Source organism: Serratia sp. szju, assembly GCF_044594185.1.
Classification (GTDB): Bacteria; Pseudomonadota; Gammaproteobacteria; order Enterobacterales; family Enterobacteriaceae; genus Serratia; species Serratia bockelmannii.
The window spans coordinates 918,764-934,746 of sequence record NZ_CP172576.1 but is presented as its reverse complement, the minus strand read 5'-3'; the positions used below and the strand labels follow the sequence as shown (position 1 = coordinate 934,746).

The window sequence follows — 15,983 nt, the reverse complement described above, 5'->3', positions numbered from 1 at the left end:
CCTTGAAGGGGGCTGGAACGCCCCCATCTCAAATGCCACGAGGCCGGTAATAACAACCATCCGGTGTACAACCCTAAATCTGATAGAGACCTTCTTACAGGAGAGCGTTCAATGAGTATTCGTCCATTGCATGACCGCGTTATCGTCAAGCGCAAAGAAGTTGAATCAAAATCTGCTGGCGGCATCGTCCTGACTGGCTCTGCTGCGGGTAAATCCACTCGCGGTGAAGTGGTTGCAGTGGGTAAAGGGCGTGTGCTGGAAAACGGCAACATCCAACCGCTGGATGTGAAAGTTGGCGATATCGTGATTTTCAACGACGGCTACGGCGTGAAAGCAGAGAAGATCGACAATGAAGAAGTGTTGATCATGTCCGAAAGCGACATTCTGGCAATTGTTGAAGCGTAATTGCGCTTTATCTTCTGAACTGAACGAGTTGAAGGGAAATACCAATGGCAGCTAAAGACGTAAAATTCGGCAATGACGCTCGCGTGAAAATGCTCCGCGGCGTGAATGTTCTCGCTGATGCAGTAAAAGTGACCCTGGGCCCGAAAGGCCGCAACGTAGTGCTGGATAAATCTTTCGGCGCACCGACCATCACCAAAGACGGCGTTTCCGTTGCGCGTGAAATCGAACTGGAAGACAAGTTCGAGAACATGGGCGCACAGATGGTGAAAGAAGTGGCCTCCAAAGCGAACGACGCGGCGGGCGACGGCACCACCACTGCAACCGTACTGGCTCAATCCATCATCACCGAAGGCCTGAAAGCGGTTGCTGCAGGCATGAACCCGATGGATCTGAAGCGCGGCATCGACAAAGCGGTTGTCGCTGCGGTTGAAGAACTGAAAAAACTGTCCGTACCTTGCTCCGATTCCAAAGCTATCGCTCAGGTCGGCACCATCTCCGCCAACTCCGACGAAACCGTGGGTAAACTGATCGCGGAAGCGATGGAGAAAGTGGGCAAAGAAGGCGTTATCACCGTTGAAGAAGGCACCGGCCTGCAAGACGAGCTGGACGTGGTTGAAGGTATGCAGTTCGACCGCGGTTACCTGTCTCCATACTTCATCAACAAGCCGGAAACCGGTTCTGTTGAGCTGGAAAGCCCGTTCATCCTGCTGGCCGACAAGAAGATCTCCAACATCCGCGAAATGCTGCCGGTGCTGGAAGCCGTTGCCAAAGCAGGCAAACCGCTGCTGATCATCGCTGAAGACGTAGAAGGCGAAGCGCTGGCGACCCTGGTGGTCAACACCATGCGCGGCATCGTGAAAGTGGCTGCCGTTAAGGCGCCTGGCTTCGGCGACCGTCGTAAAGCCATGCTGCAGGACATCGCTACCCTGACTGCCGGTACCGTTATCTCTGAAGAGATCGGTCTGGAACTGGAAAAAGCCACCCTGGAAGATCTGGGTCAGGCGAAACGCGTTGTCATCAACAAAGACACCACCATCATCATCGATGGCGTGGGCGACGAAGCGACCATCCAGGGCCGCGTTGCTCAAATTCGTCAGCAGATCGAAGAAGCGACCTCTGACTACGATCGTGAAAAACTGCAGGAGCGCGTAGCGAAACTGGCCGGCGGCGTTGCCGTTATCAAGGTTGGCGCAGCCACTGAAGTTGAAATGAAAGAGAAGAAAGCCCGCGTTGAAGACGCCCTGCACGCAACCCGCGCCGCAGTGGAAGAAGGCGTGGTTGCCGGCGGCGGCGTCGCGCTGATCCGCGTTGCAGGCAAAATCGCCTCGCTGAAAGGCGACAACGAAGACCAGAACGTGGGTATCAAAGTTGCGCTGCGCGCAATGGAAGCCCCTCTGCGTCAGATCGTGGTCAACGCCGGTGAAGAAGCTTCCGTTATCGCCAACCAGGTGAAAGCGGGCGAAGGCAGCTACGGCTACAACGCTTACTCTGAAGAATACGGCGACATGATCGCGATGGGTATCCTGGATCCAACCAAAGTGACCCGTTCTGCTCTGCAGTACGCGGCTTCCGTGGCTGGCCTGATGATCACCACCGAATGCATGGTCACCGACCTGCCGAAGGCTGACGCACCGGATCTGGGCGCAGCAGGCGGCATGGGTGGCATGGGCGGCATGGGCGGCATGATGTAATCATCCCCCACACGCTTGTGTGCTGAGAACCCCGGTCAACTGACCGGGGTTTTTTTTAGCTTAAAAATCAATTAAAAGGATGTTTTGTTAGCTTGTTATTAGTTTGGTGAATGAATAATTGCATTATTTTGTTTTTACCCTAAACCGTTGTCGTTTCGTACCGATATAGCCCCTACCAGGCGGGGAATTTCCCCTCGCCGGTGTGACTGTCAACGGAGACGACTTATGCTGAAAAATATGAAAATAGCCACCTGGCTGATGATGATGCTGTTGCTGCTGGGCTTGATGCCCATGGGAACTGGCGCCATTGCCTTCTATTTCATGCAGCAAAACGGCCACAGTATCGACAGGATGAGCACCTTCTCCGACGAGGAAGCGGCGCTGAACCGCAGTTGGCGTGCTTTGCTGCAAACGCAGACGCTGATCGACAACATGGCGTTCGAGCGCTGGGCGCAGACCAGCAGAGCCGATATTCAGCAGGGTATCGATGAGGCGCGAGGTGAGCTGCGCAGCGCCGACGTCGCGTTCAACCTGTTTTGGGAGACGCCGGGCCTGACGGTATCGCGCCCGGATCTGGGCGAGGCGATGAAAAAGGTTTACCTGGCGCAGCAGGCGGTGCTGAAGCAAGAACTGACGCTGTTGGCCGACACGCCACAGACGGCGCTGATCGAGCGGCTGCACGCCATGGCGGCAGAGAAGCGCCAGGTGCGCCAGCGGCTGGATAACCAGTTTGCCGACTACATGCGGGCCACGGTGGCCGCCCACCGTCTGGCAGTGGAAGAGGCGGAGCAGACCCAAAAAGTCTTCGCCCGCCTGCTGAGCGGCACCCTGGCAGCGATCCTGTTGCTGCTGGTCGCCGTGCAGCGTGATTTCCGCCGGCGCTTGATTCTGCCGCTGCGCCAGATCGCCGAACACTTGCAAAAGGTTGGGCGCGGCGATCTACGCAGCGAGATCGCGGTACGCAACAACAATGAGATCGGCATGCTGTTCGCCAGCCTACGGACGATGCAGCAGGAGCTGAGTGCGACCGTGCAGCAGGTGCGTGACGGTGTGGAGTCGATCAACCACGGTACGCACGAGATCGCCGTCGGCAACGCCGATCTCTCCAGCCGCACCGAAGAACAAGCCAGCGCGCTGACGGAAACCGCCGCCAGCATGGAGCAGATTACCGCCACGGTGCGGCAAAACGCCGATAACGCCACTCAGGCCGCCGGCATGGTCAATCAGACCGCCGGCATTGCCCGCAACGGCGAAACGCTGATGGCCAGCGCGATCGACAAGATGCGGGCGATCAACGACAGCGCGCGTCAGGTGGGGGATATTACCAGCGTGATCGACGGCATCGCCTTCCAGACCAACATTCTGGCGCTGAACGCCGCCGTCGAGGCCGCACGTGCCGGGGAGCAGGGGCGGGGTTTTGCGGTGGTAGCCGGCGAAGTGCGCAATCTGGCGCAGCGCTGCGCGACTTCGGCCAAGGAGATCAGCGGTCTGGTCGACGGCGTAACCGGCGATATCGCCGCCGGCGTGCGGCTGGTGGAACAGGCGGGCGAGACGATGAATGCCATCGTCGGCTCGGTGAACCAGGTGACGTCGCTGATGGATAACATCTCCTATGCGTCGGAAGAGCAAAGCAAAGGCGTCGAGCAGGTCGGGGTGGCGGTGACCCAGATGGATCAGGTGACCCAGCAGAACGCCGCGCTGGTGGAGGAGGTGGCGACCACCGCCGTCGGCGTGGAGGAACAGGCGGCCCTGCTGGCGCAGGCGGTGGCGGTATTCAAACTGGCGGAGGGGGAACCGCGCCAGGGCGACGTGGAGGCGCAGGCATCGGCGGCCGTTGCCGGTTGGGTATAACGCCGCCGCACTGTATTTGATGATATTTTTGCCGCCCGGGGCGATTTAGCTGGTAAACTGGTAAGTCATCAGCTGTCGCTCAAGACGTTGGCCCGCTCGCGCGGCAACGGATGCTTAAGAGATGGCATCGCTTTCTGATATACCCTATGAATTTCAAGTTGTAGCTAGGCGGCCAGCTCGTGAGTCCCCAGGCGCTTACTTGAGTAAGTAACTGGGGTGAGCGAGCGCAGTCAACAACGCTACAGCTTGAAAGGCGACGGGTAGAAGATTTTGCGTAATTCTCAACATCGAATGGGGAACAAGATGCGGATTAAAGCCTTACTGGGTCTTTCGGCAGCGATGCTGCTGGCGGGTTGCAGCACCACTCATGAACTGACCGCTGCGGGTCAGCAGATCAAGTTCACCGACAGCAAGCCGGCGGCGGAATGCCAGCTGCTGGGGGAAGTGACCGGCACCCAGAGCAACTGGCTGTCCGGCAACGGCGGTGAAGGCAGCTCCATGCGCGGTGCGGCCAACGATCTGCGCAACAAGGCGGCGGCCATGGGCGGCAACGTGATCTACGGCGCCAACAGCCCGAGCCAGAATCTGCTCTCCAGCTTCGCACCGCTGGACAGCAAAATGGTCGGCCAGGTTTACAAGTGCCCGTAAGGCGCTGAGACCGCAGTCGCAAAGAGATAAAAAAAGAGGAATGCCACGGCATTCCTCTTTTCGTTCCATCGGGCCATGTGGCGCGCGTCACTCCGGCATCAGGCGCAGGTCGATCGGCGTTTTGCTCGGTTCGCCGCCCACTTCACGCGTCAGGCGCGGTACCAGGTAACCGGACACCTTGCTCAGCAGCGCCTGCATGATGGCGCGCGCTTCATCGTCGCTGACCATGAAGTGCGCTGCGCCCTGCACCTTGTCCAGCACGTGGATGTAGTAAGGCAGGATACCGGCGTCGAACAGCGCGTTGCTGAGCGCCGCCAGCGTGTCGGCATCGTCGTTGACGTCGCGCAGCAGCACGCTCTGGTTGAGCAGCGTGACGCCGGCGAGGCGCAGCTGCGCCATGGCGCTTTGCAGGTCGCGGTCAATTTCGTTGGCGTGGTTGATGTGCGTGACCATCAGCACCTGCAGGCGCGAGGCCGACAGCAGGCGGCACAGCGCCGGCGTGATGCGCGCCGGGATCACCACCGGCAAACGGGTGTGAATGCGCAGGCGTTTCAGGTGCGGGATGGTCTCCAGTTCGCCAACCAGCCATTCCAGCTCGCTGTCTTTGGCCATCAGCGGATCGCCGCCGGAAAAAATGATCTCGTCCAGTTCCGGGTGTTGGCGGATATAATCCAGTGCCTGCCGCCAGTTGTTCTTATTGCCCTGATTATCCTGATAGGGGAAGTGGCGACGGAAGCAGTAACGGCAGTTGACCGCACAGCCGCCCTTGACCAGCAGCAGTGCGCGATTGCGGTATTTGTGCAGCAGGCCCGGCACCACGCTGCGCTGCTCATCGAGCGGATCGGTGGTGAACCCTGGGGCGTTGATGAACTCCTCTCTGGCGGTCAGCACCTGGCGCAGCAGCGGGTCGTTGGCATCGCCGGGGCGCATGCGCGCAGCGAAGGCGCGCGGCACGCGCAGGGCAAACAGCCGACGGGCATCGCGCCCCTGCGGCAGTTCCGGGTGCGTATTCAGTGACAAAAGCTGCAGTAATTCATCGGGATCGGTAATAACATCGGCGAGTTGATGCAACCAATCTTCTCTATGTGCCGTACTTTGGGTTATAATGTGTGCCATTTTTTTGGCTAAGCTACCAGTTCAAATATTCAGAGGGCCATCATGGCGACTTATTCTAGCAACGATTTCCGTCCGGGTCTTAAAATCATGTTCGAGGGCGAACCTTACGCCGTCGAAGCCAGTGAGTTCGTTAAGCCGGGCAAAGGCCAGGCGTTCGCGCGCGTGAAAATGCGTCGTCTGCTGACCGGCACCCGCGTGGAAAAAACCTTCAAGTCTACCGATTCTTGCGAAGGCGCAGACGTGATGGACACCAACATGAACTACCTGTACAGCGACGGTGAGTTCTACCACTTCATGCACCCTGAGTCTTTCGAACAGCATCAGGTTGACGGCAAAACCGTCGGCGACGCGGCCAAATGGCTGCAGGATAACGCAGAGTGCATCATCACCCTGTGGGATGGCCGTCCAATCGCCGTTCAGCCGCCGAACTTCATCGAAGCGGAAATCACCGATACCGATCCTGGCCTGAAAGGCGATACCGCAGGGACTGGCGGCAAGCCGGCAACCCTGAGCACCGGCGCCGTGGTGAAAGTGCCGTTGTTCGTCCAGATCGGCGAAGTGATCAAGGTTGACACTCGCTCTGGCGAATACGTCTCTCGCGTTAAATAAGTTTCAAAACAGAGGAACCCACGCGGTTCCTCTGTTTTATCCTATCCCCGTTCGTTGGCAGAAAATCCGCATGTTCAAGAAAACGTTGTTGGCCGTGCTCTCCCTGTTGTTCCTTTTCTCCCTCAGCAGTTGCAATACGTTTCGCGGTTTCGGCGAAGACGTTCAGCATCTCGGCGGCGCCATCTCCCGCACGGCCAGCTGATCCCGCCTTTAACCCGATGTATTTGCGCCACAAAGCCGGTCACGATCCCACACCCTCCGTCAATTTTGACTACGCTTAGAAAGCCGTACTTTTTCATCAACGACAAATAAGGACTTTCTTATGCTGAAGAAAAGTATTATCGCGATCTTCTCTTTGATGATTTTGAGCTCGCTGACCGCCTGCAATACCACCCGCGGTGTGGGTGAAGACATTCAGGCCGGCGGCAAGGCTATTCAGCGCAGCGCGGAATAATCCGTTCTCTACCCGGCGGCGTTCCGGCTGCGGAGAGCCGCCACATTTCTATCCCTTGCCTGAGCGTTAACGCTGCTGCTATCCTGCCGCAGTGCGGGTGAGGTTACCCGTCATGCGTCACCTCGCTAAACGGGACGACCCGTTTACGCGTCATTTTATCGGGGACGACCCCAGTGGTAGGGAGGCCGTCTCATGGCCTGGATTATTCTGCTTATCGCCGGTTTGCTCGAAGTGGTTTGGGCTATCGGTCTGAAATACACCCACGGTTTTACCCGGCTGACGCCGAGCATCATCACCATCGCTGCGATGGTGGTCAGCATGTTGCTGTTGGCCAACGCCATGAAAACGCTGCCCGCCGGCACCGCCTATGCGGTGTGGACCGGCATCGGCGCGGTGGGTGCAGCCATCATGGGCATGGTGCTGTTGGGTGAATCGACCAATATTGCGCGCATCATCAGCCTGTGCCTGATCGTGGTCGGCATACTCGGGCTGAAGTTCAGCAGTCACTGATCGGCGGACTGTTGCACCCAGATCAGCTTGTCGGTGGCGAAACCGTAGCCTTTGGCCGTCTGCAATAAGCTGTCGCGTACGCTGGCGTCAAGCGTCGGCGTGCGCGACAGGATCCACAGATAGTCGCGGTTAGGGCCGCAAACCAGCGCGTAGCGATACGCCGGGTCCAGGGCAATCACGTTATAGCCGCTGTAGAAGGGGCCGAAGAACGACACTTTCAGCGCCGCGACCTGGGGTGAACCGATAAAGTAGGCTTTGCCTTCGCTTTCTTGCCATTGCTGTTTTTGCGCATTGAAGCCGCGATTGATGACTTTCAGCCCGCCGTCGGCGCGCGGGCTGTAATGGGCGGTCACCTGCTGCAAACCGCGTTCAAAACGATGATCCAGACGAGCGATCTCATACCAGGTACCGAGATAGCGCTGGCTGTCAAAGGGGGTCACGACCTTGATGTCTTTAGGCGGGGAGACGCTGCAGGCGACGGAGAGCAGGGCGGAAAGCATGACGCAAAGCTTTGACCATAAACGCATCGGTGACTCCTGTTTACCGGGGGCGAGTAGACAGTGTAGCCGATGAGAAAAGGGCGGCCAACGGGCGTTGGCCACCCGAGCGGTTTACAGAGTGACGACGCCGATGACGGTGACGACGCTGAGGATTGCCGCCAGACCGTAGAACACCCACTTGCCGGCCGGCACGTGGATCTTCAGATCGTGCATCGCATGGTGGATGCGGTGCAGGCCGCACCACAGCGGCAGAATGATCATCAGCAGCAGGAACAGGCGGCCGATCAGGCTCTGGCAGAACGCCAGCACGCGCTCGTAACCCAGCGCTTCACCGGGGAACAGCCCCAGCGGCAGCAGAATGCCGACCAGCAGCACGATAGCCGGCGCGACGATCGCGCCCCACATGCCGCCAGCGCCGAAAAATCCCCAGAAAACTGGCTCATCGGAGCGTTTAGGTGCTTGATTTATCATGTTTCCTCCGGATTAGAACAGGGCCACGGCCAGGATGACCACGCTGACGACGATCGTGACGGCCCACAGCCCTTTCACGATGGGGCCCGGTCCCATTTTCTCGCTGTTGACCACAATATTGGCGGCCTTCGGCGCCAGATCGAACCAGGTTTTGGTGTGCAGCGCCGCCGCCAGCAATGCGACGACGTTGATTAACAGCACCAGCGGATTCTGCAAGAAACCGACGAAGCCGGCCCAGCTCTCGGCGCCGCCCTTCAGCGCGAACACGCCGTAGAGCAGCACGATGCTGAACCAGACCGCCAGCACCGAGGTGCCTTCGCGCAGCATGTAGAAACGGTAGAAGCCGAGCTTTTGCCACCAGGTGGGCGTCATGGTGCGCACATAGGGCTTACGTTGAGTTGTCATGGCAATTTTCTCCCTTATTGCGGCTTCAGCATGGCGATCATGAAGTCCTTGGCGCTCTCCACCTTGCCTTGCTGGATAGCGGCGGCGGGATCGACGTGTTTCGGACAGACTTCGGAGCAATAGCCGACGAAGGTGCAGCTCCAGACGCCGTTTTGGCCGTTGAGCTGCGGCATGCGCTGTTTCTTGCCGTGGTCGCGGTTGTCCAGGTTATAACGGTGCGCCAGCGTGATCGCCGCCGGGCCGATAAACTCGGGGTTGAGGCCGAACTGCGGGCATGCCGCGTAGCACAGGCCGCAGTTGATGCAGCCGGAGAACTGGTGGTATTTGGCCATCTGCGCCGGCGTCTGCACGTTTGGGCCATCCTCCGGTTTGCGATCGTTGCCGATGATGTACGGTTTGATCGCCTCCAGGCTTTCGATGAAGTGGGTCATGTCGACCACCAGATCGCGCTCGATCGGGAAGTTGCCCAGCGCTTCAACCTTCATGCCGCCGACGTAGTCGCGCAGGAAGGTTTTGCACGCCAACTTCGGCACGCGGTTGACCATCATGCCGCAGGAGCCGCAGATCGCCATGCGGCAAGACCAGCGGTAGGAGAGGTCCGGCGCCAGGTTATCCTTGATGTAGCCCAGTGCATCGAGCAACGAGGTCTGTTCGTCGTAAGGCACGGCGTAAGTGACGAAATGCGGCTCGGCGTCGCTTTCCGGGTTATAGCGCATGACGTCGATCTTCAGGGTTTGCATCTCAGCCATTTGCCTGCTCCTTATTCTTTTTCTCCTGCGCTTCGGCTTCTGCGCCGTAGACGCGTTTGGCCGGCGGCAGCTTGGTAATTTTCACGTCGCTGTATTCGAGACGCGGCGCGCCCTGCGGGTTATGGAACGCCAGCGTATGCTTGAGGAAGTTGACGTCGTCACGCTCGGTGCAGCCTTCGTCCAGGCGCTGGTGGGCGCCGCGCGACTCTTTGCGGTTAAACGCGGAGTGCGCCATGCATTCGGCGACGTCCAGGCCATAGCCCAGCTCGATGGTGTACAGCAGATCGGTATTGAAGACGCTGGTGTTGTCGGTGATGTTGACGCGCTTGAAACGCTCTTTCAGCTCGGCCAGCTTATCGATGGTTTTTTGCATCAGCTCCGGCGTGCGGTAGATGCCGCAGCCTTCTTCCATCGACAGCCCCATTTCGTCGCGGATCTTCGCCCAGTTTTCGTTGCCTTCCTGCTTCATCAGGTTGCTCAGGCGGGTTTCGACGTCGCGGGTTTGCGCATCCAGCGCGCTGCCGTTGGCCGGCGCGGTCTCGAGCGCGCGGCGCGCGGCGTGTTCACCGGCGACGCGGCCGAACACTACCAGTTCCGCCAGCGAGTTGGAGCCGAGGCGGTTGGCGCCGTGCAGGCCGACGGAGGAGCACTCGCCGACCGCGAACAGCCCCTTGATGCGGGTTTCACAGTTCTGGTCGGTTTCAATGCCGCCCATAGTGTAGTGCGCGGTAGGGCGCACCGGGATCGGATCTTTCACCGGATCGACGCCGACGTAGGCCTTGGCCAGTTCGCAGATGAACGGCAGCCGCTCCAGCAGCTTTTTCTCGCCCAGGTGGCGCAGATCGAGGTAGACCACGTCGCCGCGCGGGGTGGCGATGGTGCGGCCGGCGCGCCATTCATGCCAGAAGGCCTGGGACACTTTATCGCGCGGGCCCAGCTCCATGTATTTGTTCTTCGGCTCGCCCAGCGGGGTTTCCGGGCCCATGCCGTAGTCTTGCAGGTAACGGTAGCCGTCTTTGTTCACCAGGATGCCACCTTCGCCGCGACAGCCCTCGGTCATCAGGATGCCGGAACCGGGCAGGCCGGTCGGATGATACTGCACGAACTCCATGTCGCGCAGCGGTACGCCGTGGTGGAACGCCATGCCCATACCGTCGCCGGTAACGATGCCGCCGTTGGTGTTGTAGCGGTAGACGCGCCCGGCGCCGCCGGTGGCCATCACCACCGCGTTGGCGCGGATCTGCACGCGGGTGCCTTCCATCATGTTGAGCGCCACCAGACCACGCGCCTGGCCGTCATCCACCAGGATATCCAGCACGAAGTGCTCGTCGAAGCGTTGGATCTGCGGGTATTTCAGCGAGGTCTGGAACAGGGTGTGCAGCATGTGGAAGCCGGTCTTGTCGGCGGCGAACCAGGTGCGTTCGATCTTCATGCCGCCGAAGCGCCGCACGTTGACCGACCCGTCCGGTTTGCGGCTCCACGGGCAGCCCCACTGCTCGAGCTGGGTCATCTCGCGCGGGCACTGATGCACGAAGTGATCGACCACGTCCTGCTCGCACAACCAGTCGCCGCCGGCGACGGTGTCGTTGAAGTGGTAGTCGAAGGTATCGTGATCCTGGGTGACGGCGGCGGAGCCCCCCTCGGCGGCGACCGTGTGGCTGCGCATCGGATAGACCTTAGAGATCAGCGCGATTTTCAGTTGGGGATTGGCTTCCGCTGCGGCTATTGCTGCACGTAAACCAGCGCCCCCGGCCCCAATAATGGCAAGATCGGCGTTAAAGGTTTGCACTGCATTCCTCCAATGTTCTTGTTAAGAACGGCAAGTTAAATATCTATGCTTAAAATTTAGCGAACTCTTCGGGTGCTAACTAATTGAACCGATTAATGTTGCTTAAAGGTTAAGGATAGATATCTCCCACCAATAATGGGGAATTAACTATACCTAAAGTTAAGTAGTCGAAATTTGATGTGATCGATTGTTTTGTCGATTAACGCTCGACCAACAGGCTTGCCTGTTTTTTTGCGCGTTTGGCCTGCTTTACCCTTTTTAACGCGCTTTTGTCGCCCATTTATCGGAAATTGGCGTTATGGACGGTTGTGCATCGTGAAGAATTTGTTTGGCTGCAAGGATGCGAGTAGACTGCATCCCCTGTTTGATTTCGGAGTTAATTACCATGAGCGAAACGGCAAGCTGGCAGCCTAGTGCACCCATCGCCAATTTGTTGAAACGCGCAGCGATTCTGGCTGAGATCCGGCGTTTCTTCGCCGATCGTGGCGTGCTGGAAGTTGAGACGCCCACCATGAGCCAGGCGACGGTCACCGACGTTCACCTGTTCCCGTTCGAGACGCGTTTCGTCGGGCCGGGGGCGGCAGAGGGCCTGACGCTATACATGATGACCAGCCCGGAATATCACATGAAGCGCCTGTTGGCGGCGGGCAGCGGCCCGATCTACCAAATGGGGCGCAGCTTCCGCAATGAAGAAGCCGGGCGGCATCACAACCCGGAATTCACCATGCTGGAGTGGTACCGTCCGCACTACGACATGTACCGCCTGATGAACGAGGTGGACGATCTGCTGCAACAGGTGCTGGACTGCGAGAGCGCGGAGACCCTGTCCTATCAGCAGGCGTTCCTGCGCCATCTGGACATCGATCCGCTGTCGGCGGAGAAGGCGCAGCTGCGTGAAGCGGCAGCCAAACTCGATCTGAGCAACATCGCCGATACCGAAGAAGACCGTGATACGTTGTTGCAGCTGCTGTTCACCGTGGGCGTGGAGCCGCATATCGGCCGTGAAAAACCGGCGTTCGTGTACCACTTCCCGGCCAGCCAGGCGGCGCTGGCGGAGATCAGCACCGAAGACCACCGCGTGGCGGAGCGTTTCGAGGTGTATTTCAAGGGCATTGAGCTGGCGAACGGTTTCCGCGAGCTGACCGACGGCCGTGAACAACAGCAGCGCTTCGAGCAGGACAACCGCAAACGTGCGGAGCGCGGCCTGCCGCAGCAGCCGATCGACTACAACCTGTTGGCGGCGTTGCAGCACGGCATGCCGGAATGCTCCGGCGTGGCGCTGGGCGTGGATCGCCTGGTGATGCTGGCGCTGGGCGCCGAGAGCCTGAGCGAAGTATTAGCCTTCCCAGTCGGGATCGCCTGAGTTTCAGGCGGTAAGAAAAGCAAAAAAGGCCGGCATTTGCCGGCCCTTTTTTTATCGCGAGAAACGCTTACAGCCCCCCGGCGTCGCGCTTGGTGTTCGGCGCCGGCGTGGACGGCGGCGTACGGCCGTTGTTGGTCAACCGCGACAGCGTCTCGGTGCGCACCTGGAACGGCGGGTACGGCAGCGTGATGCCGTGCTCGCGGTAGCCCGCCAAGATCAACTGGTGGATCTCGTGACGCAGCGGCATACGGTGGCCCATCTCGGCGGCGTAAATACGCATCTCGAAGATCTGGATGCCCTGTTGCAGATCGACCAGGTAAACCTCCGGCGCCGGGTTATCCAGCACCAGCGAGCAGCGCTCGGCGGCGTTCATCAGGATCTTGGTCACTTCTTCGCTGTTGGCTTCGCCCGGCGCCGGTACGGTCAGCACTACACGGGTCAGGGTGTCGGACAGCGACCAGTTGACGAACTGTTCGGTGATGAAGGCTTTGTTCGGCACGATGATCTCTTTGCGGTCCCAGTCCGAGATGGTGGTGGCGCGGGTGTTGATCTTGGTGACGGTACCGGTCAGGTTGCGGATCGTCACGGTGTCGCCGATGCGGATCGGTTTCTCGAACAGGATGATCAGGCCGGAGATGAAGTTGGAGAAGATCTCCTGCATGCCGAAGCCCAACCCCAGACTGAGCGCGGTAACCACCCACTGCAGTTTCGACCATTCGATGCCGATCCAGGCGAAGCTGAGCACCGCGCCGAACACCAGCAACAGGTACTTGGTGATGGTGGTAATGGCGTAGCCGGTGCCCGGCGTCAGATCCAGGTGCTGCAGCACTGCCAACTCCAGCAGCGCCGGCAGGTTGCGCACCAGCTGCATGGTGATGATCAACACCAGAATGGCGATCAGAACCGCGCCGAGAGTGATTGGATGGGCGGTTTCCACGCCGTTCACCGTCGAGGTCACGTCCCACAGCGAGATGTTTTCCAGGAAGGCGAACGCGGAGTGGATCTCCGACCACAGCACGATCACCGACACCAGTGCGATCAGCGTCAGGATCGAGCGCACCAGCCGCAGCGACTGGGCGCTGATGGTGTCCAGATCGAAGTCCGAATCGTCCGGATCGATGGCGCCTTCAGTGCTGTTCGGGGTGTGCGAGGTTTCGTCTTCGCCGCGGGCGCGCTGGGCCAGGATGTCGGCGCGGCGCTGTTTGGCGCGATCGAAGGCGATGCGCCGCCGTTGGATCAGCATCCAGCGGCGGATGATGTGGTAGATGACCAGCAGCAGGAACCAGATCGCTACCGAGGTTTCCAGGCGCGCCAACAGCGCCTGCGCGGTGGTGAGGTAACCGACGGTCGAGGCCAGTGCTGCCAATAGCGGCGCCGACAGCAGCAGCCCCCAGAAGGCGCTGTTGAGCATGTTGTCGCCGGAGCCGTTTTTATCCAGATACAGCGGGATACCGGCGCGCTTCAGGCTGTGGGTGACCAGCGCCAGCGCCAGACACAGCAGGATGAAGCACAGCCGTCCCAGCGTGTTGGCGAACTCGCGTTCTTTCAGGCTATCGAAAGTGATCAGCGCCATGATCAGCGGCACGATCAGCCAGATCGACATCTTGTAGTAGCGCATGGCGCGCGAAACCTGCTTCGCCGGCCAGCGGAAGTGCACGATGAACAGCCCCTGAGGGTGGGCGAAGGCGGCGCAGATCATGCAGATCCACAGGATCGGCAGCGTGGCGGTCACCCCTTTGCCGATCGCTTCCGCCACCGGGTAGTTCCAGGCGCTCTGCAGGCCGTAACCGAGCGCGGCCCACAGCACTGGCAGCGGCATCGCCACCAGAATCGACCAGAATACGGTGCGCACCGTCAGGAAGAATTCGTCCTGCGTCACCTTGCCGACGCGGCTGCTGGCGCGCTCGAGGAAGGCGTGATAGTGCTTGCGCGAACTGATGCTGAAAATCACCAGCAGCAGGGCGCCGAAGATCGGGATCAGCGTTTCGCGGCTGGTCACCATCATCATGAAGGCGCCGCCGAGCTGCGACAGCGTGTCCAGCGACAGGACGCGGGTCAGATCGTGCGCCACGTTGAGCGGGTAGGAAAAGTTGATCGGATTAACGTCCGGCACCCAGAACAGATAGCGGTGGGTGGCGTCGCGGATCTCGTTCAACGCTTCGATCAGCTGGGTGTTGGCCACCTTCAGCTTGGTCAGCTCGAGGATTTGGGTGTCGCAACCGGACAGCAACGAGTTGAGCAGTTCGCGCTGGGTGCGCAGCTGAGCATCGACGATGCGCTGCTCTTGGTTGGTCAGCGCGCTGCCGTCGTCGCGTTTGAATTCGCGCTGCGACAGTTTTTCCAGTTGATTTTCAAACTGCAGGCGCTGCACGCGCAGCTGGGCCATGTCGCCGTCCAGCTGTTGCGGCTTGGGCATTTCCGGCAGCGTTGCCACCTGGGCGCGCAGGGTTTCCCCTAACGCCGACGACGAGCCGAGCCACTGGGCCTGTTCGATGATGGTGCTCAGCGCCTGGCGCACCTGCAGCGTCTGCGCCGCCGCCTGCCGCTGCTGCGATGAAATCAGATCCATGCGCTGCGCCTGGCTGTTCAGCGCGGCGGACAGTTCGCGGTTGATCTGCAGCTGTTGGCTGAGGCTTTTTGGCAAATCGCCGTTCTGCTCGGCCAGCTGCTCGGTTTTTTCCAGCGCCAGTTCCGCTTCGCGTTGGCGCTGGGCGTTGAGGTTGTTGCGCAGCGCCTGCAGCTGAATGTCTATTTTCTCGTGGCGCTTTTTATAGACCTCGGCGCGCATGCGCGCCAGCTCCTGACGGTTGTTGGCCGACAGCTGCGCCAGCTCCAGCTCGTCCACTTTGGCTTTGCGCGCCGCGGCTTCGGTCTGCAGCAGGGCCAGGGCGGCCTGCGCGTACGGGGTGGTCGGGTTGGCGGGCTGCGCCTGCAGACGGCGCTGCACTTCGGTCAGCGCGCGGCGGGCGTCGGTCTGCTGCTGCGGCAGCTGGCCGAGCGAATCGCTGATTTCCCGCGTGCGATCCTGCTCTTGCTGCAGCAGGCGCGCCTGTTCCAGCAGCAGGCTGCTGGTTTGCAGGATCTGCTGTTCCAGCTCGGCGGCCGGCAGATCGTCGCCGTTCGGCAGGATCTTGTTGCTTTCCAGCACCAGCTGACGGCGCAGCTCCTGCGTCATCTTAGGGAAATCGTCGATCACCCTCTGATACTGCTCGGAGCGAGTCTGCGACTCTTTACGCTCCGTCAGCCAGTTGAGGGCGCTTTGCAGCGCCTCGGTGGTTTCCGCCTGATTCGGGGCGTTTTTGCTGCTTTCCGCCTGCTTCAGCTCCTGTTTGAGCTGGTTCTCGGTCGGCACGGGGGCGGCCAGCGCCGGTTGCCACAGCAGGCAACCGAGCAAAAGCGTGATGATCAGGCGCACGGCGTCG

The 15,983-nt window shown here is 60.0% G+C and carries 16 protein-coding genes; 9 read left to right on the top strand and 7 right to left on the bottom strand.

Features of this window, described 5'->3' with window-relative positions; all coding sequences use genetic code 11:
• Positions 1-111: 111 nt before the first annotated feature.
• The 4 genes from RE418_RS04540 to RE418_RS04525 all read left to right on the top strand — a co-directional run bounded on the left by RE418_RS04540 (position 112) and on the right by RE418_RS04525 (position 4,595).
• Complete coding sequence (locus tag RE418_RS04540) at positions 112-405, top strand: co-chaperone GroES (protein ID WP_004929661.1); 294 nt, start codon at positions 112-114, stop codon at positions 403-405.
• A gap of 44 nt (positions 406-449) precedes the next feature.
• Entirely contained in the window at positions 450-2,096 is a 1,647-nt protein-coding gene (gene groL, locus RE418_RS04535) for a chaperonin GroEL (RefSeq protein ID WP_025305005.1), read from the top strand.
• 225 nt (positions 2,097-2,321) lie between these two features.
• Positions 2,322-3,947, top strand: coding sequence for a methyl-accepting chemotaxis protein (locus tag RE418_RS04530; protein ID WP_049295091.1), 1,626 nt, complete (start codon positions 2,322-2,324; stop codon positions 3,945-3,947).
• Positions 3,948-4,250: 303 nt separating this feature from the next.
• Positions 4,251-4,595: a DUF4156 domain-containing protein gene (locus RE418_RS04525; RefSeq protein ID WP_025305007.1), complete on the top strand. Its 345-nt coding sequence runs from the start codon at positions 4,251-4,253 to the stop codon at positions 4,593-4,595.
• An 87-nt stretch (positions 4,596-4,682) separates the two neighbouring features.
• On the opposite strand, the gene epmB is transcribed toward RE418_RS04525, so the two are convergent.
• Positions 4,683-5,711, bottom strand: a complete 1,029-nt coding sequence (epmB, locus tag RE418_RS04520) for an EF-P beta-lysylation protein EpmB (RefSeq protein WP_049295092.1) — start codon at positions 5,709-5,711, stop codon at positions 4,683-4,685.
• Positions 5,712-5,753: 42 nt separating this feature from the next.
• Here epmB and efp point away from each other — a divergent pair, with 42 nt between their 5' ends.
• The 4 genes from efp (at position 5,754) to sugE (ending at position 7,284) form a co-directional block, all read left to right on the top strand.
• A complete protein-coding gene (gene efp / locus RE418_RS04515; protein WP_004929666.1) occupies positions 5,754-6,320 on the top strand; it encodes an elongation factor P in 567 nt (188 codons plus the stop codon).
• Between the two features lie 70 nt (positions 6,321-6,390).
• Positions 6,391-6,522, top strand: a complete 132-nt coding sequence (locus RE418_RS04510) for an entericidin A/B family lipoprotein (protein WP_004929667.1) — start codon at positions 6,391-6,393, stop codon at positions 6,520-6,522.
• Between the two features lie 120 nt (positions 6,523-6,642).
• On the top strand, positions 6,643-6,774 hold the full coding sequence (locus RE418_RS04505; RefSeq protein ID WP_004929668.1) for an entericidin A/B family lipoprotein: 132 nt from the start codon (positions 6,643-6,645) through the stop codon (positions 6,772-6,774).
• 192 nt (positions 6,775-6,966) lie between these two features.
• Positions 6,967-7,284: a quaternary ammonium compound efflux SMR transporter SugE gene (sugE, locus tag RE418_RS04500; RefSeq protein ID WP_004929669.1), complete on the top strand. Its 318-nt coding sequence runs from the start codon at positions 6,967-6,969 to the stop codon at positions 7,282-7,284.
• On the opposite strand, the gene blc is transcribed toward sugE, so the two are convergent.
• The 5 genes from blc to frdA all read right to left on the bottom strand — a co-directional run bounded on the left by blc (position 7,278) and on the right by frdA (position 11,198).
• On the bottom strand, positions 7,278-7,811 hold the full coding sequence (gene blc, locus RE418_RS04495) for an outer membrane lipoprotein Blc (RefSeq protein ID WP_089181560.1): 534 nt from the start codon (positions 7,809-7,811) through the stop codon (positions 7,278-7,280). The two genes, sugE and blc, sit on opposite strands and share 7 nt — an antisense overlap.
• Before the next feature lie 84 nt (positions 7,812-7,895).
• A complete protein-coding gene (gene frdD, locus RE418_RS04490) occupies positions 7,896-8,255 on the bottom strand; it encodes a fumarate reductase subunit FrdD (RefSeq protein ID WP_089181561.1) in 360 nt (119 codons plus the stop codon).
• A 12-nt stretch (positions 8,256-8,267) separates the two neighbouring features.
• Positions 8,268-8,660, bottom strand: coding sequence for a fumarate reductase subunit FrdC (gene frdC / locus RE418_RS04485; protein ID WP_025305010.1), 393 nt, complete (start codon positions 8,658-8,660; stop codon positions 8,268-8,270).
• A gap of 14 nt (positions 8,661-8,674) precedes the next feature.
• On the bottom strand, positions 8,675-9,409 hold the full coding sequence (locus RE418_RS04480) for a succinate dehydrogenase/fumarate reductase iron-sulfur subunit (RefSeq protein WP_004929676.1): 735 nt from the start codon (positions 9,407-9,409) through the stop codon (positions 8,675-8,677).
• Entirely contained in the window at positions 9,402-11,198 is a 1,797-nt protein-coding gene (frdA, locus tag RE418_RS04475; protein WP_049209616.1) for a fumarate reductase (quinol) flavoprotein subunit, read from the bottom strand. The genes RE418_RS04480 and frdA overlap by 8 nt, the downstream gene beginning before the upstream one ends.
• Positions 11,199-11,583: 385 nt before the next feature.
• Between frdA and epmA the strand changes: the two genes are divergently transcribed.
• On the top strand, positions 11,584-12,561 hold the full coding sequence (gene epmA, locus RE418_RS04470; RefSeq protein ID WP_025305012.1) for an elongation factor P--(R)-beta-lysine ligase: 978 nt from the start codon (positions 11,584-11,586) through the stop codon (positions 12,559-12,561).
• A 67-nt stretch (positions 12,562-12,628) separates the two neighbouring features.
• Here epmA and mscM read toward each other — a convergent pair whose 3' ends face one another.
• The gene (gene mscM / locus RE418_RS04465; protein ID WP_089181562.1) at positions 12,629-15,976 is read right to left on the bottom strand and encodes a miniconductance mechanosensitive channel MscM; all 3,348 of its coding nucleotides are present in this window, start codon (positions 15,974-15,976) and stop codon (positions 12,629-12,631) included.
• Between the last annotated feature and the right edge of the window lie 7 nt (positions 15,977-15,983).

What these genes read in the sequence shown, in the direction of transcription:
- RE418_RS04540 (WP_004929661.1), top strand. Translation starts at nt 112, where the DNA reads ATGAGTATTCGTCCATTGCATGACCGCGTTATCGTCAAGCGCAAAGAA.
- groL (WP_025305005.1), top strand. Translation starts at nt 450, where the DNA reads ATGGCAGCTAAAGACGTAAAATTCGGCAATGACGCTCGCGTGAAAATG.
- RE418_RS04530 (WP_049295091.1), top strand. Translation starts at nt 2,322, where the DNA reads ATGCTGAAAAATATGAAAATAGCCACCTGGCTGATGATGATGCTGTTG.
- RE418_RS04525 (WP_025305007.1), top strand. Translation starts at nt 4,251, where the DNA reads ATGCGGATTAAAGCCTTACTGGGTCTTTCGGCAGCGATGCTGCTGGCG.
- epmB (WP_049295092.1), bottom strand. Translation starts at nt 5,711, where the DNA reads ATGGCACACATTATAACCCAAAGTACGGCACATAGAGAAGATTGGTTG.
- efp (WP_004929666.1), top strand. Translation starts at nt 5,754, where the DNA reads ATGGCGACTTATTCTAGCAACGATTTCCGTCCGGGTCTTAAAATCATG.
- RE418_RS04510 (WP_004929667.1), top strand. Translation starts at nt 6,391, where the DNA reads ATGTTCAAGAAAACGTTGTTGGCCGTGCTCTCCCTGTTGTTCCTTTTC.
- RE418_RS04505 (WP_004929668.1), top strand. Translation starts at nt 6,643, where the DNA reads ATGCTGAAGAAAAGTATTATCGCGATCTTCTCTTTGATGATTTTGAGC.
- sugE (WP_004929669.1), top strand. Translation starts at nt 6,967, where the DNA reads ATGGCCTGGATTATTCTGCTTATCGCCGGTTTGCTCGAAGTGGTTTGG.
- blc (WP_089181560.1), bottom strand. Translation starts at nt 7,811, where the DNA reads ATGCGTTTATGGTCAAAGCTTTGCGTCATGCTTTCCGCCCTGCTCTCC.
- frdD (WP_089181561.1), bottom strand. Translation starts at nt 8,255, where the DNA reads ATGATAAATCAAGCACCTAAACGCTCCGATGAGCCAGTTTTCTGGGGA.
- frdC (WP_025305010.1), bottom strand. Translation starts at nt 8,660, where the DNA reads ATGACAACTCAACGTAAGCCCTATGTGCGCACCATGACGCCCACCTGG.
- RE418_RS04480 (WP_004929676.1), bottom strand. Translation starts at nt 9,409, where the DNA reads ATGGCTGAGATGCAAACCCTGAAGATCGACGTCATGCGCTATAACCCG.
- epmA (WP_025305012.1), top strand. Translation starts at nt 11,584, where the DNA reads ATGAGCGAAACGGCAAGCTGGCAGCCTAGTGCACCCATCGCCAATTTG.